The 21,427-nt window shown below is 75.7% G+C and carries 20 protein-coding genes; 13 read left to right on the top strand and 7 right to left on the bottom strand.

The features are described 5' to 3' along the window. Nucleotides 1–3 precede the first annotated feature (3 nt). Nucleotides 4–1,470 carry a D-alanyl-D-alanine carboxypeptidase family protein gene (locus tag D5H78_RS11440; protein WP_165865710.1) on the bottom strand — a complete coding sequence of 489 codons (1,467 nt, stop codon included), beginning with the start codon at nucleotides 1,468–1,470 and terminating at the stop codon, nucleotides 4–6. 97 nt (nucleotides 1,471–1,567) lie between these two features. On the opposite strand from D5H78_RS11440, the gene D5H78_RS11445 reads away from it, so the two are divergent. The 3 genes from D5H78_RS11445 (at nucleotide 1,568) to D5H78_RS11455 (ending at nucleotide 3,736) form a co-directional block, all read left to right on the top strand. After that, nucleotides 1,568–1,822 carry an SCO4848 family membrane protein gene (locus tag D5H78_RS11445; protein WP_119950626.1) on the top strand — a complete coding sequence of 85 codons (255 nt, stop codon included), beginning with the start codon at nucleotides 1,568–1,570 and terminating at the stop codon, nucleotides 1,820–1,822. Between the two features lie 64 nt (nucleotides 1,823–1,886). Further along, on the top strand, nucleotides 1,887–3,326 hold the full coding sequence (locus D5H78_RS11450; protein ID WP_218566517.1) for an MDR family MFS transporter: 1,440 nt from the start codon (nucleotides 1,887–1,889) through the stop codon (nucleotides 3,324–3,326). 32 nt (nucleotides 3,327–3,358) lie between these two features. Continuing rightward, nucleotides 3,359–3,736, top strand: a complete 378-nt coding sequence (locus D5H78_RS11455) for a hypothetical protein (RefSeq protein ID WP_119950627.1) — start codon at nucleotides 3,359–3,361, stop codon at nucleotides 3,734–3,736. A 154-nt stretch (nucleotides 3,737–3,890) separates the two neighbouring features. On the opposite strand, the gene D5H78_RS11460 is transcribed toward D5H78_RS11455, so the two are convergent. The 4 genes from D5H78_RS11460 to sdhC are packed head-to-tail and all read right to left on the bottom strand — an operon-like array spanning nucleotide 3,891 to nucleotide 7,225. Next, complete coding sequence (locus D5H78_RS11460; RefSeq protein ID WP_119950628.1) at nucleotides 3,891–4,658, bottom strand: succinate dehydrogenase iron-sulfur subunit; 768 nt, start codon at nucleotides 4,656–4,658, stop codon at nucleotides 3,891–3,893. Then, nucleotides 4,658–6,400 (bottom strand): succinate dehydrogenase flavoprotein subunit, encoded by a 1,743-nt coding sequence (gene sdhA, locus D5H78_RS11465; RefSeq protein ID WP_119950629.1) that lies wholly within the window; start codon nucleotides 6,398–6,400, stop codon nucleotides 4,658–4,660. The genes D5H78_RS11460 and sdhA overlap by 1 nt, the downstream gene beginning before the upstream one ends. Before the next feature lie 13 nt (nucleotides 6,401–6,413). Continuing rightward, the gene (locus tag D5H78_RS11470; RefSeq protein ID WP_119950630.1) at nucleotides 6,414–6,842 is read right to left on the bottom strand and encodes a succinate dehydrogenase hydrophobic membrane anchor subunit; all 429 of its coding nucleotides are present in this window, start codon (nucleotides 6,840–6,842) and stop codon (nucleotides 6,414–6,416) included. After that, entirely contained in the window at nucleotides 6,839–7,225 is a 387-nt protein-coding gene (gene sdhC, locus D5H78_RS11475) for a succinate dehydrogenase, cytochrome b556 subunit (protein WP_119950844.1), read from the bottom strand. Before sdhC ends, D5H78_RS11470 begins: the two co-directional genes overlap by 4 nt. Before the next feature lie 141 nt (nucleotides 7,226–7,366). Here sdhC and D5H78_RS11480 point away from each other — a divergent pair, with 141 nt between their 5' ends. The 9 genes from D5H78_RS11480 (at nucleotide 7,367) to D5H78_RS11520 (ending at nucleotide 17,735) form a co-directional block, all read left to right on the top strand. After that, nucleotides 7,367–8,953 carry an acyl-CoA mutase large subunit family protein gene (locus tag D5H78_RS11480; RefSeq protein ID WP_119950631.1) on the top strand — a complete coding sequence of 529 codons (1,587 nt, stop codon included), beginning with the start codon at nucleotides 7,367–7,369 and terminating at the stop codon, nucleotides 8,951–8,953. A gap of 19 nt (nucleotides 8,954–8,972) precedes the next feature. After that, nucleotides 8,973–10,178, top strand: coding sequence for an amidohydrolase (locus D5H78_RS11485; RefSeq protein ID WP_218566518.1), 1,206 nt, complete (start codon nucleotides 8,973–8,975; stop codon nucleotides 10,176–10,178). A 109-nt stretch (nucleotides 10,179–10,287) separates the two neighbouring features. Then, nucleotides 10,288–11,400: a BMP family lipoprotein gene (locus tag D5H78_RS11490; RefSeq protein ID WP_119950633.1), complete on the top strand. Its 1,113-nt coding sequence runs from the start codon at nucleotides 10,288–10,290 to the stop codon at nucleotides 11,398–11,400. Nucleotides 11,401–11,552: 152 nt separating this feature from the next. Next, entirely contained in the window at nucleotides 11,553–13,133 is a 1,581-nt protein-coding gene (locus D5H78_RS11495; protein ID WP_119950845.1) for an ABC transporter ATP-binding protein, read from the top strand. Further along, nucleotides 13,130–14,380: an ABC transporter permease gene (locus D5H78_RS11500; RefSeq protein WP_119950634.1), complete on the top strand. Its 1,251-nt coding sequence runs from the start codon at nucleotides 13,130–13,132 to the stop codon at nucleotides 14,378–14,380. Before D5H78_RS11495 ends, D5H78_RS11500 begins: the two co-directional genes overlap by 4 nt. Then, on the top strand, nucleotides 14,377–15,675 hold the full coding sequence (locus D5H78_RS11505; RefSeq protein ID WP_218566520.1) for an ABC transporter permease: 1,299 nt from the start codon (nucleotides 14,377–14,379) through the stop codon (nucleotides 15,673–15,675). The genes D5H78_RS11500 and D5H78_RS11505 overlap by 4 nt, the downstream gene beginning before the upstream one ends. After that, nucleotides 15,672–16,088, top strand: a complete 417-nt coding sequence (locus D5H78_RS11510) for a cytidine deaminase (protein ID WP_119950636.1) — start codon at nucleotides 15,672–15,674, stop codon at nucleotides 16,086–16,088. Before D5H78_RS11505 ends, D5H78_RS11510 begins: the two co-directional genes overlap by 4 nt. Beyond that, entirely contained in the window at nucleotides 16,085–17,377 is a 1,293-nt protein-coding gene (locus D5H78_RS11515; protein ID WP_119950637.1) for a thymidine phosphorylase, read from the top strand. The genes D5H78_RS11510 and D5H78_RS11515 overlap by 4 nt, the downstream gene beginning before the upstream one ends. Nucleotides 17,378–17,381: 4 nt before the next feature. Then, nucleotides 17,382–17,735, top strand: coding sequence for a cupin domain-containing protein (locus D5H78_RS11520; protein ID WP_119950638.1), 354 nt, complete (start codon nucleotides 17,382–17,384; stop codon nucleotides 17,733–17,735). Nucleotides 17,736–17,760: 25 nt separating this feature from the next. Here the strand turns inward: D5H78_RS11520 and D5H78_RS11525 are convergent, their stop codons facing one another. After that, complete coding sequence (locus D5H78_RS11525) at nucleotides 17,761–18,717, bottom strand: hypothetical protein (protein ID WP_119950639.1); 957 nt, start codon at nucleotides 18,715–18,717, stop codon at nucleotides 17,761–17,763. A 72-nt stretch (nucleotides 18,718–18,789) separates the two neighbouring features. Between D5H78_RS11525 and D5H78_RS11530 the strand changes: the two genes are divergently transcribed. Further along, the gene (locus D5H78_RS11530) at nucleotides 18,790–19,899 is read left to right on the top strand and encodes an adenosine deaminase (protein WP_119950640.1); all 1,110 of its coding nucleotides are present in this window, start codon (nucleotides 18,790–18,792) and stop codon (nucleotides 19,897–19,899) included. 862 nt (nucleotides 19,900–20,761) lie between these two features. On the opposite strand, the gene D5H78_RS11535 is transcribed toward D5H78_RS11530, so the two are convergent. Further along, entirely contained in the window at nucleotides 20,762–21,349 is a 588-nt protein-coding gene (locus D5H78_RS11535; RefSeq protein ID WP_218566521.1) for a uridine kinase family protein, read from the bottom strand. Between the last annotated feature and the right edge of the window lie 78 nt (nucleotides 21,350–21,427).

Here is a 21,427-nt window from a genome sequence, read left to right on the forward strand (position 1 = left end):
CAACTACTCGGCGCGGGCGCTCATGCTGGCGGCGTCGTGGGTCGCGACCGAGCGCTCCGTGCTCGCCCAGGTCACCCAGGTCGAGGCGGTCACCGCGTCCTCGCTGCCCCTCGTCGTGGTGCCCGACGCCGAGGTGGACGCCGGGGCGGACGCCGGGGCGGACGCCGCCGCCGGCACCGGGACGGGCCCCGGGGACCGCCGGGGGGCGGGGGCTCCCCGGCGCGGGCTGCCCGCACGGCTGCTCGCGGGGCTGCGGGGCCGGCTGCGCCCACGGCTCCCCGGGCGGCGCTGAGCCGCCCGCTCGAGCCGGCGCAGCCGCCGCCGGCGGCGGCGCAGCAGCACCCGGGCGCGCAGCCCCGCGACGACGACGAGCAGGACGGCGAGGACCCGTACGAGCACCCCGGCGGCCCGCTCCAGCAGCGAGGGGCCGTCGGCGGGCACGGCGCTCGTGGAGGCGACCAGCGCCGCCGCGCCCGGCTCCTGCTCCCCGGCGGCACCGTCGAGCGCGGCGCTGCCCGCCCCCTGCGCGCGCGGCTCCGGCAGCTGCGCGACGGGCTCGACCGCGGCGGCGTTCGCGAAGCCCCAGTCCATGAGCTCCGCGGCCTCCCCGGCGGGGTCGCCGGTGCTGCGCAGGAGGGTGACGACGAGCGTCCGCCCGTCCCGCTCCGCGGCGGCGACGAGGGTCCCGCGGCCGAGGGTCGTGTGCCCGTTCTTCAGCCCCAGCGCCCCCTCGTACGAGCGCACGAAGTCCTGCTGGGTGCCGATCTCGTACGTCATCCGGCGCTCGCCGGGCGCCGGCATCGCGCCGGGGAAGTCCGCGCGCAGCGTGGTCGCGTGCTGCACGATGCCGGGCACCCCCAGGGCGGCCCGCCCGATGGCGGCGAGGTCGTACGCCGTGCTGACCTGCCCGTGCTCGTCGAGCCCGGTGGGTCCCGCGACCCGGGTGTCGTCGGCGCCGAGCCGCTCGGCCTCCTCCTGCATGGCGCGCACGGTGCGCTGCTCGCCGCCGTACGCCGCCGCGAGGGCGCTCGCCGCGTCGTTGCCGCTCTGCAGGAACACCGCCTGCCAGAGCTGGTCGACCGTGTACGACGCCCCGGGCACGAGGCCGACCTTGCTCCCGACCGCGCGCGCGTCGGCCTCGGAGGCGACCTGCTCGGCGGTGGGGTCGAGCGAGCCCATGAGCGCCAGGGCGGTGAGCAGCTTGAGGGTGCTCGCGGGCGGCAGCGGCTCGTGCGGGTCCTGCGCGGCCAGGACGTCGCCGGTGCCGGCGTCCGCGACGACCCACGCCGCCGCCGAGACCTCCGGCGGCGCCTCCCCGCCGGTCGGTGCGGGGGAGGCGCCGGTCGTGGTGAGCGCGGCGAGCAGCGCGAGGGCGGCAGCGGCCCGCGCGGCCCGCGCGGCCCGCGGGGCCCGCCGCGGGGCCAGGGGGTGCGGGGCGCGGGCGTGCGGGGCCGGGGGGCGCGGGGTCATCGAGCACCGACCAGGGAGCGTGCCGTCATGGTGCAGGCCACCGTAGGCAGCGCCCCCGCGGCGGGCGCCGCGACGCGCCGGGTGCGACCCTGGGGGCATGCTCCTGTCCCGCCGCTCCGCCTGGGCCCTCGTCCTGGCCGGCGTCTTCCAGTGGCTCGTGTGGCCGGGCTTCCTGCGCAACATCTGGCAGGACGAGCGCTCCTGGGACGCGGGTCCCACGTCGTTCTTCCTCGTCCACCTCGTGCTCACCGCGGCCTCGCTGGGCGTCGGGCTGGTCGTCGGGGCGATCGGGGTGCGGGGGCTGCGCGGGACCCCCGCGCCGGTGCGGCGGGAGCGCGAGCCCGCCCGGTGAGGCGTACGGGTGCCCGGCGCAACGAGCCGGAACAACCCGCCCCGGCCCGGGGTTCGCCCCGGGAGTGAGCACCCCCGCCGCGCCGCCGGCCGCCACCCGCCGCTCGGTCGGCCTGCGCTCCGAGCGCGGGCCGCTGCTGGGGGCGCTGATGCTCTCGACGGCGCTCGTCGCGCTCGACTCGACGATCATCGCGACGGCGGTGCCCTCGATCGTCGAGGACCTCGGGGGCTTCAGCCAGTTCCCGTGGCTCTTCTCGCTCTACCTGCTCGCGCAGGCGGTCTCCACCCCGGTGTACGGGCGCCTCGCCGACGTCGCCGGCCGCAAGCCGGTCATGCTCGCCGGCATCGGGCTCTTCCTGCTGGGCTCGGTGCTCTGCGGCGCCGCCTGGTCGATGCCGGTGCTCATCCTCGCCCGCGCGGTGCAGGGCCTCGGTGCGGGCGCGGTGCTGCCGATGAGCGTCACGATCGTCGGCGACGTCTACAGCCTCGAGGAGCGCGCGAGGGTCCAGGGCTACATCGCGAGCGTCTGGGGGATCTCGGCCGTCGTCGGCCCGACGCTCGGCGGCGCGTTCTCCGAGTACGTCTCCTGGCGCTGGATCTTCTGGGTCAACCTGCCGCTGTGCCTCGTCGCGGGCCTGGTGCTGCACCGGACCTTCCGCGAGCGGCTGCGCGGCGAGCGGGGGAGGGTCGACTACCTCGGGGCCGGGCTGCTGAGCACCGGCTGCGCGCTGCTCATCCTCGGCCTGCTCGAGGGCGGCCAGGCGTGGGCGTGGGCCTCGGTGCCGTCGGTGGCCGTGCTGCTGGGCGGGCTCGTGCTGCTCGCGGCGTTCGTGGCGGTGCAGCGGCGGGTCGCCGCGCCGGTGCTGCCCCTGTGGGTCTTCTCCCGCCGCCTGCTCCTCGCCACGAGCCTGGCCTCCGTCGGCGTCGGCGCGGTCGTCCTCGGGCTGACCTCGTACGTGCCCACCTACGCCCAGGGCGTCCTCGGCGCGGGCCCGGTCACCGCGGGGCTCGCGCTCGCCGCGCTCACCGTCGGCTGGCCGCTCGCGGCGGCGGTGGCCGGGCGGCTCTACCTGCGGTACGGCTTCCGCGCCACCGCCCTGCTCGGCACCGCCCTGGCCGTGGCCGGCTCCGCGCTCGTCGTCGCCGCGGTACGGGCCGGCAGCCTGCTGCTCGTCGCCCTCGCCTGCTTCGTCGTCGGCGCCGGGCTGGGCTTCACCGCCGTGCCGACGCTCGTCGCCGCGCAGTCCAGCGTCGGCTGGGCCGAGCGCGGCGTGGTCACCGGCAGCAACCTCTTCTCGCGCTCCCTGGGCAGCGCCCTCGCCGTCGCCGTGCTCGGCGCCGTGGCCAACGCCTCGCTCGGCGACGCGCCGGCGCGCGGGGCCGCGCTGCGCGACGCCTCGTCCGCCGTGTTCGTCGGCGTGCTCGTCGCGGCCGTGGCGATGGTCGGCGCGGTGCTCGCGATGCCGCGGCGGGTCGCCCCGCCGGCGCCGCGCGAGAGCGCCTGACACCGGGCGCACCGCGGTGCCACCCTGGGCACGTGCCGGTGCGGGCCGAGGTGCGCGAGCGGGTCCGGGCGCTGCTGCCCGGGCAGGAGCCGCGCTACGTGCTGGAGGGCAGCGTCGTCATGGCCGGCGGCGTCCCCGTCGTCGGCACCGCGAGCGTGCTCGTCGTCGTGACCGCGGAGCAGGTGGTGCTGCTGTCCTGCTCGCGCTGGCGGCGCGGCCGGCCCACCGGCGTGCTGCAGCGCCTGCCCCGCGCGACGCGCCTAGGGCCGGTCGAGGTGCAGACCGGCTGCTGGATCCGGGTGGGCGACTGGCAGCTCGAGGTGGACGACCTGGACGTGCCGGTGGTCGCGGCCGCCGACGCCGAGCTCGACGGGCTGCAGCCGGACGACCCGGGGCCGGCGGGCGCATGATCGCGGCCGGGGAGGCGCATGATCACGGCCGGGGAGGTGCGTGGTCGCGGCCTGGAGACGGCGAGGGCCGCCCGCGCGGTGCGCGGGCGGCCCCCGGTCGTACGGGTCGTGCGGGTCGTGCGGGCGGAGCGGGTCGTGCAGGCGGTGCGGGGCGTCAGACCCGGCGGTAGAGCAGGGCCCGGCGCACCTCGGTGATGGCCTTGGTGACCTCGATGCCGCGGGGGCAGGCCTCGGTGCAGTTGAAGGTCGTGCGGCAGCGCCACACGCCCTCCTTCTCGTTGAGGATCTCCAGCCGCTGCTCGCCGCCGGCGTCGCGGCTGTTGAAGATGAAGCGGTGCGCGTTGACGATCGCGGCCGGGCCGAAGTACTGCCCGTCGGTCCAGAACACCGGGCACGAGGTGGTGCACGCTGCGCAGAGGATGCACTTGGTCGTGTCGTCGAAGCGCTCGCGCTGCTCCTGCGACTGCAGGCGCTCGCGCGTCGGCTCCTGCCCCGAGGTGATGAGGAACGGCATCACGTCGCGGTAGGCGTCGAAGAACGGCTCCATGTCGACGATGAGGTCCTTCAGCAGCGGAAGGCCCTTGATCGCCTCGACGAGGATCGGCTTGTCCGGCGAGACGTCCTTGATGAGCGTCTTGCAGGCCAGCCGGTTGCGCCCGTTGATCCGCATCGCGTCGGAGCCGCAGACCCCGTGCGCGCAGGAGCGGCGGAAGTTGAGCGTGCCGTCCTGCTCCCACTTGATGGTGTGCAGGGCGTCGAGCACCCGGTCGGTCGCCTGGACGGTGACCTGGTAGTCCTCCCAGTGCGGCTCGGCGTCGAGCTCCGGGTTGTAGCGACGCACCCGCAGGGTGACGGTGAACTGCCGGGTGTCGGGACCCGTGCCGCTCTCCGGGGCCGCGGGCGTGTCGAGGGTGGTGCTCATCAGTACTTGCGCTCCATCGGCTGGTACCGGGTCGAGATGACGGGCTTGTAGTCCAGGTGGACGCCCGGCGTGCCGTCGGCGTCCACGGAGCGGTACGCCATGGTGTGGCGCATGAAGTTGACGTCGTCGCGGGTCGGGTAGTCCTCGCGGAAGTGCCCGCCGCGGGACTCGTTGCGGGCCTTGGCCGACACCACGAGCACCTCGGCGAGGTCGAGCAGGAAGCCCAGCTCGACGGCCTCGAGGAGGTCGGTGTTGTAGCGCTGGCCCTTGTCCTGCACCGTGACGTTCGCGTAGCGCTGCTTGAGCACGCTGATGTCGTTCTCGGCCTGCTTGAGCGTCGCCTCGGTGCGGTAGACCTGCGCGTTGAGGTCCATCGTGTCCTGCAGCTCCTTGCGGATCGCCGCGGTCCGCTCGCCGCCCTCGCCGCTGCGCAGGCCCTCGAGCAGCTGCACGGTGGCCGCCTCGGGGGCCTCGGGCAGCTCGACCCAGCCCGCCTTCAGCGCGTACTCCGCGGCGGCGATGCCGGCGCGGCGGCCGAAGACGTTGATGTCGAGCAGCGAGTTGGTGCCCAGGCGGTTGGCGCCGTGCACCGACACGCAGGCGACCTCGCCCGCGGCGTAGAGGCCGGGGACGACGTGGATGTCGTCGCGCAGGACCTCGGCCTCGATGTTCGTCGGGATGCCGCCCATCGCGTAGTGCGCGGTCGGGAACACCGGCACCGGCTCGGTGTAGGGCTCGACGCCGAGGTAGGTGCGCGCGAACTCCGTGATGTCCGGCAGCTTGGCGTCGATGACCTCCGGCGGCAGGTGCGTGAGGTCGAGCAGGACGTAGTCCTTGTCGGGGCCGCAGCCGCGGCCCTCGCGCACCTCGGTGGACATCGCCCGGGCGACCATGTCGCGCGGGGCGAGGTCCTTGATCGTCGGGGCGTAGCGCTCCATGAAGCGCTCGCCCTCGGAGTTGCGCAGGATGCCGCCCTCGCCGCGCGCGGCCTCGGACAGCAGGATGCCCAGGCCCGCCAGGCCGGTCGGGTGGAACTGGAAGAACTCCATGTCCTCCAGCGGCAGGCCCTTGCGCCACACGATGCCCATGCCGTCGCCGGTGAGGGTGTGCGCGTTGGACGTGGTCTTGAAGACCTTGCCGAAGCCGCCGGAGGCGAAGACGACGCTCTTGGCCTGGAAGACGTGGATCTCGCCGGTGGCGAGCTCGTACGCGACGACGCCGGCCGTGCGGCCCTCGTTCATGACGAGGTCGAGCACGTAGAACTCGTTGAAGAACTCGACGCCGCGCTTGACGCAGTTCTGGTAGAGCGTCTGCAGGATCATGTGGCCGGTGCGGTCCGCGGCGAAGCAGGAGCGGCGCACGGCGGCCTCGCCGTGGTTGCGCGTGTGCCCGCCGAACCGGCGCTGGTCGATCCGGCCCTCGGGGGTGCGGTTGAACGGCAGCCCCATCTTCTCCAGGTCCAGGACCGCGTCGATGGCCTCCTTGCACATCACCTCGGCCGCGTCCTGGTCGACGAGGTAGTCGCCGCCCTTGACGGTGTCGAAGGTGTGCCACTCCCAGTTGTCCTCCTCGACGTTGGCGAGGGCGGCGCACATGCCGCCCTGGGCCGCGCCGGTGTGGGACCGGGTGGGGTAGAGCTTGGTGAGGACCGCGGTGCGGGTCCGGTCGGCGGACTCGAGCGCCGCGCGCATCCCGGCGCCGCCCGCGCCGACGATGACGACGTCGTACTTGTGGGTCTGCACGCTCGCGCTCCCCTCAGGCGATGTTCGGGTCGAAGGTGAAGATGACGAGCGTGCCGAGGCCGATCGTCAGCAGGGCCGCGCTGTAGAGCAGCATCTTCAGCCAGAAGCGGGTGAGGTCGCGCTCGGCGTAGTCGTTGATGATCGTGCGCAGGCCGTTGGTGCCGTGCAGCGTGGCGAGCCACAGCTGCAGGAGGTCCCAGACCTGCCAGAACGGGCTCGACCAGCGGCCGGCGACGAAGGCGAAGTTGATGCGCTGCACCCCGCCGTCGAGCACGAGCATGATGAACAGGTGCCCGAGCACGAGCACGATGAGCAGCAGCCCGGACAGGCGCATGAACAGCCAGCTGTAGAGCTCGAAGTTCGTGCGGCCCGAGCGCACGCGCTGGCGCGCCCGCGGGCTGCGCGGCGGCTCGACCGGGTTGTGCAGGACCGGCGCCGTCACGACTGGCTCCCGAAGAGGGTCTCGATGCTGTGGATGGTCAGCGGGTAGAGGAAGCCGACCATGAGGACGGCCCAGAGCGTGACGACGCCCCAGAGCATCTGGCGCTGGTAGCGCGCGCCCTTGTCCCAGAAGTCGACCATGATGATCCGCAGGCCGTTGAAGGCGTGGAAGAGGACGGCGCCGACGAGGCCGATCTCCAGCAGGTTGACGACCGGGTTCTTGTACGTGTCGATGATGCGGTCGTACGCGTCCGGGTCGACCCGCACCAGCGCGGTGTCGAGCACGTGGACGAAGAGGAAGAAGAACACCAGGGTCCCGGTGACGCGGTGCGCCACCCACGACCACATGCCCTCTCGGCCGCGGTAGAGAGTTCCTGCCGGCACGGTCACGCCTCCATGGCACTGATCGCGGACGCGGCTGCGCCCTGCGTCGATGCTAACGAGGCGTGAACGGACCGCCCACTCGACGGGCGTGTCTGAGAGGTCACACGGGCGGCCGCGGGGCCCCGGCGTACGCTCCCGCGGGTGGACGACCCCCGCCGCACGGAGTCAGGACTGCCGGTCGAGCCGGTCTACGGCCCCGACGCCCTGGCGGGCTGGGACCCCGCCGAGCGGCTCGGCGCGCCGGGGGCGTACCCCTTCACCCGCGGCGTCTACGCCTCGATGTACACCGGCCGGCCCTGGACGATGCGCCAGTACGCGGGCTTCGGCACGGCGAGGGAGTCGAACGAGCGCTACCACCGGCTCGTCGAGGCCGGCACCGGCGGGCTGAGCGTCGCCTTCGACCTGCCGACGCAGATGGGCTACGACTCCGACGACCCGCTGGCGCACGGCGAGGTCGGCAAGGTCGGGGTGGCCGTCGACTCGCTCGAGGACCTGCGGCTGCTCTTCGACGGCATCCCGCTCGGCGAGGTCTCGACCTCGATGACGATCAACGCCCCGGCCGCCGTGCTCCTGCTGCTCTACCAGCTCGTGGCCGAGGAGCAGGGCGTCCCGGGCGACCGGCTCACCGGCACGGTGCAGAACGACGTGCTCAAGGAGTACGTCGCCCGCGGCACCTACATCTACCCGCCGGCGGCCTCGCTGCGGCTCACCACCGACCTCTTCGCGTACTGCCGCGCGGAGCTGCCGCGGTGGAACACGATCTCGATCTCGGGCTACCACATGGCCGAGGCGGGGGCGACGCCCGCGCAGGAGGTCGCCTTCACGCTCGCCAACGGCGTCGAGTACGTCCGCGCGGCCGTCGCCGCCGGGCTCGCCGTCGACGACTTCGCCCCGCGGCTGGCCTTCTTCTTCGTCGCGCGCACCACCCTGCTCGAGGAGGTGGCCAAGTTCCGCGCCGCGCGGCGCATCTGGGCCCGCGTCATGCGGGAGGAGTTCGGCGCGCGCGACCCCAAGTCGCTCATGCTGCGCTTCCACACCCAGACCGCGGGCGTGCAGCTCACCGCCCAGCAGCCCGAGGTCAACCTCGTGCGGGTCACCGTCCAGGCGCTCGCCGCGGTCCTCGGCGGCACCCAGTCGCTGCACACGAACTCGTACGACGAGGCCATCGCCCTGCCGACGGAGAAGGCGGCGCGCCTGGCGCTGCGCACCCAGCAGGTGCTCGCGCACGAGACCGACGTGACCGCGACCGTCGACCCGTTCGCGGGGTCGTACGCCGTGGAGTCGATGACCGACGACCTCGAGGGGGCCGCGCTCGCGCTCATGGCCCGGGTCGAGGAGCTCGGCGGGGCCGTGCGGGCGATCGAGCAGGGCTACCAGAAGCGCGAGATCGAGCAGGCGGCGTACGCGGTGGCCCAGGGCGTCGACGCGGGGGAGCGGGTCGTGGTCGGCCTCAACCGCTTCCAGGCGGCGAGCGAGGAGCCGTACGAGCCCCTGCGGGTCGACCCGGCGATCGAGCAGGAGCAGGCCGCCCGGCTGGCCGACCTGCGCGCGCGCCGCGACGGCGCCGCCGTCGCCCGGCACCTCGACGCGCTGCGCGCGGCCGCGCGCGGCGACGCGAACGTGCTGCCGCCGATGCGCGAGGCGCTGCGGTCGCTCGCCACGGTGGGGGAGGTGTGCGGCGCCCTGCGCGAGGTCTGGGGCGTGCACCGCCCGTCCGACGCCTTCTGACGACCGCCAGGGAGTGCCCGTGCTGGACCCGGTGAGCCTCGACGCCCTCGTCGCCCCGCGCCTCGAGGGGCTCGTCGCGCTGCGCCGCGACCTCCACGCGCACCCCGAGCTCGGCCGGCGCGAGGTGCGCACGACCCGGGTCGTCGCCGAGCACCTGGCCGCGGCCGGCGTCCCGTCGCGGGTGCTGCGCGGCGGCACCGGCCTCGTCGCGGACGTGGGGCCGCCGGGCGCGCCGGCGCTGGGGCTGCGCGCCGACCTCGACGCGCTGCCGGTGCAGGACCAGAAGACCGCGCCGTACCGGTCGACCGTCGACGGGGTCTGCCACGCCTGCGGCCACGACGTGCACACCGCGGTGCTCGCCGGGGCCGGGACGGTGCTCGCCGGGCTCGCCGCGCAGGGCCGGCTCGCCGCGCCCGTGCGCCTGTTCTTCCAGCCCGCCGAGGAGCTCGTGCCGGGCGGTGCGCTCGACCTGCTCGAGGAGGGCGTCGTCGACGACGTGCCCGAGGTGCTCGCCCTGCACTGCGACCCGCGCCTGCCGGCCGGGCAGCTCGGGGTGCGCACCGGGGCGATCACCGGCGCGTCGGACCAGTTCTCGGTGCGCCTCGCCGGGCCCGGCGGGCACACCGCCCGCCCGCACCTCACCGGCGACCTCGTCCACGCCCTCGCCACCGTCGTCACGCAGCTGCCCGCGGTGCTGTCCCGGCGGGTCGACCCGCGCGCCGGGCTGTCCGTCGTCTGGGGGCACGTGGCCGCGGGCGCCGCGCCCAACGCGATCCCCGAGCACGGGCTGGCCCGCGGCACGCTGCGCACGCTCGACGTCGGGGTGTGGGAGGACGCGCCGGAGCTGGTGGCCGAGGTGGTGCACGCGCTCGTGGCGCCGTACGGCGTGCGGGCGGAGGTCGAGCACGTGCGCGGCGTCCCGCCCGTGGTCAACGCGCCGGAGTCGGTGCGCCTGCTCGAGCGGGCGGGGCGCGCCGCGCTCGGGCCCGAGGCGGTCGTCGAGACCGAGCAGAGCCTCGGCGGCGAGGACTTCGCGTGGTTCCTGCGCCGGACCGCCGGCGCGATGGCCCGCCTCGGCGTCGCCCGGCCCGACGCCACGGGCTCGCACGACCTGCACCAGGGCACCTTCGACGTCGACGAGCGGGCGCTCGGGGCGGGCACGCGACTCCTCGTGGCCGCGGCGCTGCTGCGCGCGGGGGCGGGCACCCCGGCGGGCCCCCGCTAGGTCACGAATCCGTTCCAGCCTCGTCGCAGGTGCCCCGTACGGGCGTGGGCGGCGCCCGCGGCTGCCTACCATTCCCCGTCGTCCGTGCTCTCGGCACCCAGGAGAACCCGTGAAGAACACCATCCGGCTCGCCGCGCTCGTCAGCGCCGTGGCCATCGCCGCCGCGGGCTGCGGCGACGCCCCCGAGGAGGAGGGCTCGGGCTCGGGCTCCGGCTCGACCAGCACGAGCACCGGCGCGGCGACCGGCGGCGCGGGCGGCGGCGGTGGCGCCGACTTCACCGGCTGCATGGTGTCCGACTCCGGCGGCATCGACGACCGCTCGTTCAACGCCAGCGCGTGGGCCGGCCTGCAGAAGGCCGAGACCGACCTCGGCATCGCGCCGAAGTTCGTCGAGTCGCGCACCGACGCCGACTACGGCCCCAACATCAACAGCCTCGTCGCCGACGACTGCGGGATCATCGTCACCGTCGGCTTCCTCATGGGCGACGCGACCTCCGAGGCCGCCACGGCCAACCCGGAGGAGCGCTTCGCCATCGTCGACTCCGCGCCGGAGACGCCGATCGAGAACGTCAAGCCGCTGTCGTTCAACACGGCCGAGGCCGCGTTCCTCGGCGGCTACCTCGCCGCGGGCATGAGCGAGTCCGGGACGGTCGCCACCTTCGGCGGCGCGCAGATCCCGCCGGTCACGATCTTCATGGACGGCTTCGTCGACGGCGTCGCGTACTACAACGAGCAGAAGGGGACCGACGTCCAGGTCCTCGGCTGGGACAAGGCCGCCCAGAACGGCTCGTTCACCGGCGACTTCGAGGACCAGAACAAGGGCCGCCAGCTGGCGCAGAACTTCATCAGCCAGGGCGCCGACGTCATCCTGCCGGTCGCCGGCCCGGTCGGCCTCGGCGCCGCCGCGGCCGCGGAGGCCTCGGGCAGCACCCGCCTGGTGTGGGTCGACTCCGACGGCACCGAGACGGCCCCGCAGTACGCCGAGCTGTTCCTCTCCTCGGTCCTCAAGCGGGTCGACAACGCCGTGGAGGCCGCGACGGCCGACGCGCTCGAGGGCGACTTCACCAACGAGGCGTACGTCGGCACGCTGGAGAACGAGGGCGTCGGGCTCGCCCCGCTCGCCGAGGACGTGCCGGAGGAGCTCGCGGCGGAGATCGAGGAGGTCCGCCAGGGCATCATCGACGGCACGATCGCCATCGAGTCGGACTCCTCCCCGGCCTGACGCCGGACCGGCTCCCAGCACGCAGCACCCCGCCGGCCCGGGAGCGGGTAGCGTCCCCGACCGGGACGCGCCCGCCCCGGGCCGTCGCGCGCCCCCGACCGGCGCACCCCCGCCCAGCCCCGCACCACCCCGACCGGAGGAGGCGGCTCGCCCTGAAGCTCGAGCTGCGCGGCATCACCAAGCGCTTCGGCGCGCTGGTGGCCAACGACCACATCGACCTGACCGTCGAGCCCGGTGAGATCCACTGCCTGCTCGGCGAGAACGGCGCCGGCAAGAGCACGCTCATGAACGTCCTCTACGGGCTGCACCAGCCCGACGAGGGCGAGATCGTGCTCGACGGGCAGCCGGTCCGCTTCGCCGGCCCCGGGGACGCCATGGCCGCGGGCATCGGCATGGTGCACCAGCACTTCATGCTCGTGCCCGTCTTCACCGTCGCCGAGAACGTCATGCTCGGCCACGAGCCGACGCGCGGCGCCCTCCTCGACCGGGCGGCCGCGCGCCGGCAGGTCGAGGAGCTCTCCCGCCGGTTCGGCTTCGACGTCGACCCCGACGCGCTCGTGGAGGACCTGCCCGTCGGCGTCCAGCAGCGCGTGGAGATCATCAAGGCGCTCGTGCGCGACGCGCGGGTGCTCATCCTCGACGAGCCGACCGCGGTGCTCACCCCGCAGGAGACCGACGAGCTCATCGCGATCATGCGCCAGCTGCGCGACGCGGGCACGTCCATCGTCTTCATCACCCACAAGCTGCGCGAGGTCCGCGCGGTCGCCGACCGGATCAGCGTCATCCGGCGCGGCGCGGTCGTCGGTACCGCGTCCCCGCGGAGCGACGAGACCGAGCTCGCCTCGCTCATGGTCGGGCGCGAGGTGAGCCTCACCGTCGCCAAGGAGCCCGCGGCCCCGGGCGGGGTCGTGCTCTCCGTGCGCGACCTCACCGTCGTCGACGAGCGCGGGCACACCGCCGTCGACCGGGTCTCCTTCGACGTGCACGGGGGCGAGGTCCTCGCCCTGGCCGGGGTGCAGGGCAACGGGCAGACCGAGCTCACCGAGGCGCTCGTGGGCCTGCAGCCGAAGGTGGCCGGCTCGGTCCGGCTCGACGGCGCGGAGCTCGCGGGGCGCCCGCCGCGCGTGGTGCTCGACGCGGGCGTCGGCTACGTGCCGGAGGACCGCGAGCACGACGGCGTCATCGGCACCTTCAGCGTCGCCGAGAACCTCGTGCTCGACCAGCACGACCGGGAGCCGTACGGCACGCGGCTCGCCCTGCGGCCCGCCGCCGTGCGCCGCGAGGCCCGGCGCCTCGTCGAGGAGTTCGACGTGCGCACCCAGAGCGTGCAGACGCCGGTCGGCACCCTCTCCGGCGGCAACAAGCAGAAGGTGGTGCTGGCGCGCGAGCTGTCGCGCCCGCTGCGGCTGTTCATCGCCGCGCAGCCGACCCGCGGCCTCGACGTCGGCTCCATCGAGTTCGTCCACCGGCGGGTCGTCCACGAGCGCGACGTCGGCACGGCGGTCGTCCTCGTGAGCACCGAGCTCGACGAGGTCCTCGCCCTCGCCGACCGGATCGCGGTCATGTACCGCGGCCGCCTCGTCGGCATCGTCGGCCCCGACACCCCGCGCGACGCCCTCGGGCTCATGATGGCCGGCGTCCCCGAGGACGAGGCCCTGCGCACCGCGGCCCGCACGAGCACGTCCACGACCGGGAGCGGCGCCGGGTCCGGCACCGCGGGAGGAGCGCTGTGAGCACCGGCACGAGCGCGACCGACGAGCGGTCGCCCCAGCAGGCCCCGCCGGGCGAGGGCCCCGCGGGGCTGCGCGGGCTCCGCGACGCGGTGCTGGGCGGGTCGGCCCTGCTCACGCTGCTGGCCGTGGTGCTCGCCCTCGTGGTCGGCGCGGTGCTCATCGTGTTCTCCGACCAGGAGGTCCTCGACACCCTGGGCTACCTCACCGCCCGCCCCTCGGACTTCCTGTCCGCTGCCTGGGACTCGGTGAGCGGGGCGTACTCCGCGCTCTTCCAGGGCGCCGTCGTCGACCTGCAGGCCGACACCACCTCCGCCGCCCTGCGCCCGATCACCGAGACGCTGACCCTGGCCGCGCCGCTCATCGCCGCCGGGCTCGCCGTGGCGCTGGCCTTCCGGGCCGGGCTGTTCAACATCGGCGCCGAGGGCCAGATCGTGCTCGGCGCCGTCTGCGCCGGCTACGTCGGCTTCGCCTGGGACCTGCCGGTGGTCCTGCACCTGGTCGTCGCGCTCGCCGCCGGCCTGCTCGGCGGCGCCGTCTGGGGCGGCATCGTCGGGGTGCTCAAGGCGCGCACCGGCGCGCACGAGGTCATCACCTCGATCATGCTCAACTACGTCGCGCGGTTCCTGCTCGCCTACCTGCTCACGACGGCGGCCTTCCAGCGCCCCGGCCGCAGCGACCCGATCAGCCCGTTCGTCGACGGGGCCGCGCAGCTGCCCCGCTTCCTCGGCGAGGGCTTCCGCCTCAACCTCGGCTTCCCGCTCGCGCTCGCCGCCGCGGCCGGGGTCTGGTGGCTGCTGCACCGCAGCACCGTGGGCTTCCGCTTCCGCGCGGTCGGCGCCAACGCGTCGGCGGCCCGCACCGCCGGCATCTCGGTCGAGCGGTCGTACACCGGGGTCATGCTCGTGGCCGGCGGGCTCGCCGGGCTCGCCGGCACCACGCTGGTGCTCGGCAACGAGCGCTACCTCACCGGCGGCATCTCCGGGGGCATCGGGTTCGACGCCATCACCGTCGCCCTCCTCGGGCGCGGCTCCGCCCTCGGCACCGTCCTCGCCGGCCTGCTCTTCGGCGGCCTGCGCGCGGGCGGCGTCCTCATGCAGGCCCGCACCGGCACGCCCATCGACATCGTCCTCGTCGTCCAGTCGCTCATCGTCCTGTTCATCGCCGCGCCCCCGCTGGTGCGGTCGATCTTCCGGGTGCGCGCGGCCGGGGCGTCGTCCATCGGCCAGGTCTCCAAGGGGTGGTCGTGAGCACCGTCCAGGCACCCGGGGCGCCCGAGGCGCCGCAGCGCCCCGCCGAGCGCGGCGGCGCGGTCGTCGGCCGCTCCCTGCGCGGGCCGGTCACCCTGCTCGTGCTCGGCCTCCTCGCCGTCCTCGCCTTCGGGCTGGGCTCGGACGCCGGCGCGACGAGCCGCTTCGGGCTCTCCGCGCCCGACGACCTCGTCGAGCTGCCCGAGCTCGCCCTGCCGACCCGGGCCACCGCGACGCTGCTCGCGGTGGCCGGCGTCGTGCTCGCCCTCCTGGCGCTGCGCCGGGCGCTCGCCGGCCGGCCCGCGGCGCGCTGGAGCGGCCCGGCGTACGGGCTGGCGCTCGTCCTGTCCTTCCTCGTCTGGGCGGTCGCCGACGAGGCCGTGAGCCTGGTCAACCTGCTCCAGGGCTCGCTGCTGCTCGCCGTCCCGCTCGTCTTCGGCGCGATGGGCGGCGTGCTCTGCGAGCGCGCCGGCGTCGTCAACATCGCCATCGAGGGCCAGCTGCTCGGCGGGGCGTTCCTGTCCGCCGTCGTCGCGACGCTGCTCGGCACCCCGTACGCCGGCCTCGTCGCCGCCCCCGTCGCGGGCCTCGCGGTCGCGGCGCTGCTGGCGCTCTTCGCGATCCGCTACGCCGTCGACCAGGTCATCGTCGGCGTCGTGCTCAACGTGCTCGTCACCGGCGTGACGAGCTTCCTCTACGGCCGGCTGCTCTCGCCCGAGGCCGACACCTGGAACAGCCCCGACACGTTCCAGCGGATCGAGGTGCCGGTGCTCGGGGACATCCCGCTCGTCGGGCCGATCCTCTTCGACCAGTCGATCATCGTCTACCTCATGTACGCCACCGTCGTGGTCATCCACGTGGCGCTGTTCCACTCCCGCTGGGGCCTGCGGGTCCGCGCGGTCGGGGAGCACCCCAAGGCGGCGGACACGGTCGGCATCGACGTCAACCGGACCCGCTGGCGCAACGTGCTGCTCGGCGGGCTCGTGGCGGGGCTCGGCGGCGCGTACTTCACCCTCGGCGCGGTCGGGGCGTTCGGCAAGGAGATGACGGCGGGGCAGGGCTTCATCGCCCTCGCCGCGCTCATCTTCGGCCGGTGGAGCCCGCTCGGCGCGCTGGCCGCGGCGCTGCTCTTCGGCTTCGCGAACCAGCTGCAGAGCGTCCTGGGCATCCTCGGCACGCCGATCCCGAGCGACCTCATGCTCATGGCCCCCTACCTCGCCACGCTCTTCGCGGTCGCCGGCCTCGTCGGGAAGGTCCGCGCGCCGGCGGCCGACGGCGTGCCGTACAAGCCGTGAGCGGGCCGGGCCGCCCCGAGGTGGACTGGGACGCGCTGCGCGCGGCGGCGCGCGAGGTCATGGGGCGGGCGTACGCGCCCTACTCCCGCTTCCCCGTCGGCGCGGCGGCGCTCGTCGACGACGGGCGCGTCGTCGTCGGGTGCAACGTGGAGAACGCGGGCTACGGCGTGACGCTGTGCGCGGAGTGCGGGCTCGTGTCCTCGCTCGTCGCGGGCGGCGGCGGGCGGCTCGTCGCCTTCACCTGCGTCGACGCGCGCGGGGCGACGATCATGCCGTGCGGGCGCTGCCGGCAGCTGCTGTGGGAGCACGGCGGCGCCGGGCTGCTCGTGGAGACCCCCGACGGGGTGCGGCCGATGGCCGAGGTGCTGCCGTGGGCCTTCGGGCCCGAGGACCTGGGGAGGGTGCAGGGATGAGCGAGGCGCACGACGCGGTCGACGTGATCCGGACCAAGCGCGACGGGGGCCGGCTCTCGGCGTCGCAGATCGACTGGGTCGTCGACGCGTACACCCGCGGCGCCGTCGCCGACGAGCAGATGTCGGCGCTCGCCATGGCCGTGCTGCTGCGCGGGATGGACCGCGAGGAGGTCGCGCGCTGGACCGCGGCGATGATCGCGAGCGGGCGGCGCCTCGACTTCTCCGGCCTCGGCCGGCCCACCGCCGACAAGCACTCCACCGGCGGCGTCGGCGACAAGGTGACGCTGCCGCTGGCGCCCCTCGTCGCCGCCTGCGGGGTGGCCGTGCCGCAGCTGTCCGGCCGCGGGCTCGGGCACACCGGCGGCACCCTCGACAAGCTGGAGTCGGTGCCCGGCTGGCGCGCGACGCTCACCCACGAGGAGGTCCTCACCCAGCTGCGCGACGTCGGCGCCGTGGTGTGCGCGGCCAGCGACGACCTCGCGCCCGCGGACCGCAAGCTCTACGCGCTGCGCGACGTCACGGGCACGGTCGAGGCGATCCCGCTCATCGCCAGCTCGATCATGAGCAAGAAGATCGCCGAGGGCACCGGCGCCCTCGTGCTCGACGTCAAGGTCGGCTCGGGCGCGTTCATGAAGTCCGTGGACGACGCGCGCGAGCTGGCCCGGACGATGGTGGCGCTCGGCGAGGACGCCGGCGTGCGCACGGTCGCGCTGCTCACCGCCATGGACCGCCCGCTCGGGCGCACCGCCGGCAACGCGCTCGAGGTGCGCGAGTCCGTCGAGGTGCTCGCCGGCGGCGGCCCCGCCGACGTCGTGGAGCTCACCGTCACCCTCGCCCGGGAGATGCTCGCCGCTGCCGGCGTCGACGGGGTGGACCCCGTCGACCGGCTGCGCGACGGCAGCGCGATGGACGCCTGGCGGCGCATGCTCGCCGCCCAGGGCGGCGACCCCGACGCGCCGCTGCCGACCGCCCGCGAGACGCACCAGGTGCTCGCGCCGGCCGACGGCGTGCTGACGGCCCTCGACGCGTACGCCGTCGGCGTCGCCGCCTGGCGCCTCGGCGCCGGCCGCGCCCGCAAGGAGGACCCGGTGCAGGCCGGCGCGGGCGTCGAGTGGCACGCCGTGCCGGGCGAGGCGGTGCGCGGCGGGCAGCCGCTGCTCACCCTGCACACCGACGAGCCGGCGCGCTTCGACCGGGCGCTCGAGGCGCTGCAGGGGGCGTACCTCGTCGCCCCGGAGGGCGCCCGCCCCGACCTGCTGCCGCTCGTCGTCGAGCGCGTGGCACCCTGAGCGGGTGCCCCAGCCCATCCCCGCGCCGGCGCGGATCCCCGTCCCCGGCGGCAAGGTCATCGACGAGTACGTCGGCCGCGTCGCCACCGGCACCGACGGCGTCTCGGTCGCGCGCATGCAGGCGCCGGCCGGGTGGGACGAGCCCGCGCAGACCCCGCGCTTCGACGAGGTGACCGTGGTGCTGGCCGGCAGCGTCGTCGTGGAGCACGACGGCGGGCGGCTCGAGGTCCCCGCCGGGCAGGCCGTCCTCACCCGGGCGGGCGAGCGGGTGCGCTACTCCGCCGGGCCCGACGGCGCGGACTACGTCGCCGTGTGCCTGCCGGCGTTCGCGCCCGACCTGGCGCAGCGGGAGGACTGAGGCCGCCCACCACGGGCCGGGCGCCTCACGCCACGCCGGCGAGCGTGGCGTCCACGGTGCGCGCGAGGTCGGCCCGGGCGGCCGCGACCGCGGTCGCCGGCCCCACCGGGTCGAGCACCAGCGCCACGTCGACCGCGAGCCACGTCAGCAGGTTGCCGACGAGGCGCCCCCGGGCGCCGGCGAGGGTCTCCTCCAGGCGCGGGGCGCGCCCCGGGGCCATCTCCAGCAGCGCGCGGGCGCCGAGGCCGACGACGAGCAGGTCCGGCTGCAGCCCCTCGACGACCTGCAGCGAGCCCGCGACCGCGTCGGGGCCCGCCCCCCCGCCGAGGTAGCGCACCGGCACGCCGCCGGCGTGCAGCGCGTGCCGCGCCCGCAGCAGGCTCGTCGGGTCGGTCCGCTCCCCGGCGGCCGTCACGAGCCGCTGCAGCTCGTCGCCCTGCTCGTCGCGCCCGCTCACCACCACGTCGAGCTCGGCGCCCGAGCGCGCGGCGACCGCCGCGGCGGCGTACGAGGCCAGCCCCGTCGTCTCCTCCAGGTCGCTGACGAGCACCACGCGCCCGTACGGGCGGACGGCGGCCGCGGGCGCGTCGAGGCTGATGCCCGCGGTGCGCACGACGTGCAGCACGAGGCCGGGGCGCTGCTCGCCGAGCACGCCGACGGCCGCGCGCAGCCCGTCGCGGAGCAGGTCCTCGCTCGGCATCGCCGACGACGGGACGCAGACCCAGGGCGCGTCGTGCTCCACGGCGGTGCGCAGCGCCGCCTCGATGGTGGGCGTGCGCTCCCGGACCCAGCCGTCCACGAGGCCGGCGACGTCGCCGAGGCGGGCCTCCGCGCCCGGCGGTGCGACGACGAGGGTGCGCGCGGCGGTCCCGGCGGCGCGCAGGACGGTGTCGCGGGCGGCCGTCGAGCCGTCGTACAGGGCGACGACCGGGCGGGCGGTGCTGTCGGCGGGACTGACGCCGGCAGGGGTCGAGCTGGGCATCGCGGTCCTCCTCGGTCCGCGGGGCCCCGTCGCCCCGCGGGGAGGGGGACCTACCCCGGCTACGGTGAGCGCATGCCCACCCCGAGCGCCTCCGACGGCACCCCCGCGCCCCCGACGCCGGAGCAGGTGCTGCGCGCGCCCAAGGTCCTGCTGCACGACCACCTCGACGGCGGGCTGCGCCCCGCGACGGTCGTGGAGCTCGCCGACGCCGCCGGCTACGACCGGCTGCCCACGCAGGACCCCGTCGCGCTCGGGCAGTGGTTCGTCGACGCCGCCGACTCCGGCTCCCTCGAGCGCTACCTCGAGACGTTCGCGCACACGGTCGGGGTGATGCAGGGCGCCGACGCGCTCGCCCGGGTCGCGAGCGAGTGCGCGCAGGACCTCGCGGCCGACGGCGTCGTCTACGCCGAGGTGCGCTTCGCCCCCGAGCTGCACGTCGAGGGCGGGCTCGCGCTCGAGGAGGTCGTCGAGGCCGTCGACGCCGGCTTCCGCGAGGGCGAGGCGGCCGCCGCGGCCCGCGGGCGCACCGTCCGCGTCGGCACCCTGCTCACCGCCATGCGCCACGCCGCCCGCTCCCGCGAGATCGCCGAGCTCGCCGTGCGCTACCGCGACCGCGGCGTCGTCGGCTTCGACATCGCCGGGGCCGAGGCCGGCTTCCCGCCCACCCGCCACCTCGACGCCTTCGAGTACCTCCGCCGCGAGAACGCCCACTTCACCATCCACGCCGGCGAGGCGTTCGGCCTGCCCTCGATCTGGGAGGCGCTGCAGTGGTGCGGCGCCGACCGGCTCGGGCACGGCGTGCGCATCATCGACGACATCGCCGTCGACGGCGACGACGTGCGCCTCGGCCGCCTCGCGTCGTACGTCCGCGACAAGCGCATCCCGCTGGAGATGTGCCCGTCGTCCAACGTGCAGACGGGCGCCGCGCCCTCGATCGCCGAGCACCCGATCGGCCTGCTGCGCCGCCTGTCGTTCCGCGTCACCGTCAACACCGACAACCGGCTCATGAGCGGCACCTCGATGTCCCGCGAGATGGGACTGCTCGTCGAGCACTTCGGCTACGGCCTGCGCGACCTGCAGTGGCTCACCATCAACGCCATGAAGTCCGCGTTCCTGCCGTTCGACGAGCGGCTCGCGCTCATCGACGGGGTCATCAAGCCGGGGTACGCGGCGCTGGGCTGAGGCGAGGGCGGGGCGGGGCGGGGGCTGGGCGGGCTGGGTCGGGGCTGGGCGGGCTGAGCCGGGGCTGACCGGGGCTGGGCCGGGGCTGGTGCTGTCCGGGCTGTGAGGTCCGCGCGCCCCGACGCGGCGGGTCACGGCGCGCACGGCCTGTCCGGTTCGCGCAACCGACGGTCGGCGTGTCGGCGCCCTGCGGGCGCGGCACGCCGCTCCGGGGACCTCGTGGTGTGCGCACAGCGGACATCGCGGCTCGGCGCACCCCTCGGCGGTGCGTGCGGACGGTGCGGGGGCCGGCCGGTCCCGCGCGCCCGACGCGGGGGTCACGGCGCGCACGGCCTGTCCGGTTCGCGCAACCGACGGTCGGCGTGTCGGCGCCCTTCGGGCGCGGCACGCCGCTCCGGGGACCTCGTGGTGTGCGCACAGCGGACATCGCGGCTCGGCGCACCCCTCGGCGGTGCGTGCGGACGGTGCGGGGGCCGGCCGGTCCCGCGCGCCCGACGCGGGGGTCACGGCGCGCACGGCCTGTCCGGTTCGCGCAACCGACGGTCGGCGTGTCGGCGCCCTTCGGGCGCGGCACGCCGCTCCGGGGACCTCGTGGTGTGCGCACAGCGGACAACGCTGCCCGGTGCACCCTCGGCGGTGCGTGCGGATGGTGCCGGGGCCGGCCGCCAGCGCGCCCGACGCGGTGGGGCACTGCGCGCACGTCCTGTCCGGTTCGCGCAACCGGTGGTCGGCGTGTCGGCGCGCTGCGGGCGCGGCACGCCGCTCCGGGCCGCCCTTGGTGTGCGCAAAGCGGGCAAGGGGGCGCGGGGCGCGCGGGACCGCCCGGACCGGCCGGCCCTCCGGACCCCCGGCCCGCCGGCCGTCAGGCGTACGAGCGCAGGGTGCGCAGGGTCTCCTCGGCGCTGCAGGCGCGGCAGCCGAGGGCGACCTGGCGGGCGACGACGGCGGGCTCCTCGCGCATGAGGGCGAGGCCGCGGCGCACGAGGACGGCGGGGCCCTTGCGGCGCTCGGCGAGGTCGCGGGCGAGGCGGCGCAGGAAGTTCTTCCACGGGGCGCGGCGGACCACGAGGGCGTCGGCGAGCAGGCCCCGCTCCCGGCACGCGCCGACGACCTCGGCGGCGAAGATGCCCTCGGCGACGAGGGTGCGCGCCCCGCCGAGGGAGAACTCCCGGTGCGAGGTCGCGCGGTCGTGGGCGATGTCGTACACCGGCACCTCGACCGCGCCGTCGCGCAGCAGGGCCTCGAGCGCGGCGACGGCGCGGGCTCCGTCCCAGGAGCGGGGGTCGTCCCAGTCGGCGATGCCGAGGTCCTCGTCGACGGGCAGCGTCGGGTCGTCGCCGTCCTTGTAGAAGTCGTCGAGGTTCAGCACCGGCAGGCCGCTGGCGCGGGCGAGGCGGGACTTGCCGCAGCCGGAGGGGCCGGTGAGCAGCACGACGCGGCGGGGTTCCACGGAGGGCGAGTCTCCCACGCGGCCGCGCGCGGTCGTGGGAGCCTGCCCACCGGACGGTCCAGGACGGGGCCGCCGGGA

It is taken from the genome of Vallicoccus soli (assembly GCF_003594885.1).
GTDB lineage: Bacteria > Actinomycetota > Actinomycetes > Motilibacterales > Motilibacteraceae > Vallicoccus > Vallicoccus soli.

Excerpts from the sequence above, each read along its gene's own strand:
- D5H78_RS11440 (WP_165865710.1), bottom strand. The coding sequence starts at position 1,470 with ATGACCCCGCGCCCCCCGGCCCCGCACGCCCGCGCCCCGCACCCCCTG.
- D5H78_RS11445 (WP_119950626.1), top strand. The coding sequence starts at position 1,568 with ATGCTCCTGTCCCGCCGCTCCGCCTGGGCCCTCGTCCTGGCCGGCGTC.
- D5H78_RS11460 (WP_119950628.1), bottom strand. The coding sequence starts at position 4,658 with ATGAGCACCACCCTCGACACGCCCGCGGCCCCGGAGAGCGGCACGGGT.
- D5H78_RS11515 (WP_119950637.1), top strand. The coding sequence starts at position 16,085 with ATGAGCGAGGCGCACGACGCGGTCGACGTGATCCGGACCAAGCGCGAC.
- D5H78_RS11525 (WP_119950639.1), bottom strand. The coding sequence starts at position 18,717 with ATGCCCAGCTCGACCCCTGCCGGCGTCAGTCCCGCCGACAGCACCGCC.
- D5H78_RS11530 (WP_119950640.1), top strand. The coding sequence starts at position 18,790 with ATGCCCACCCCGAGCGCCTCCGACGGCACCCCCGCGCCCCCGACGCCG.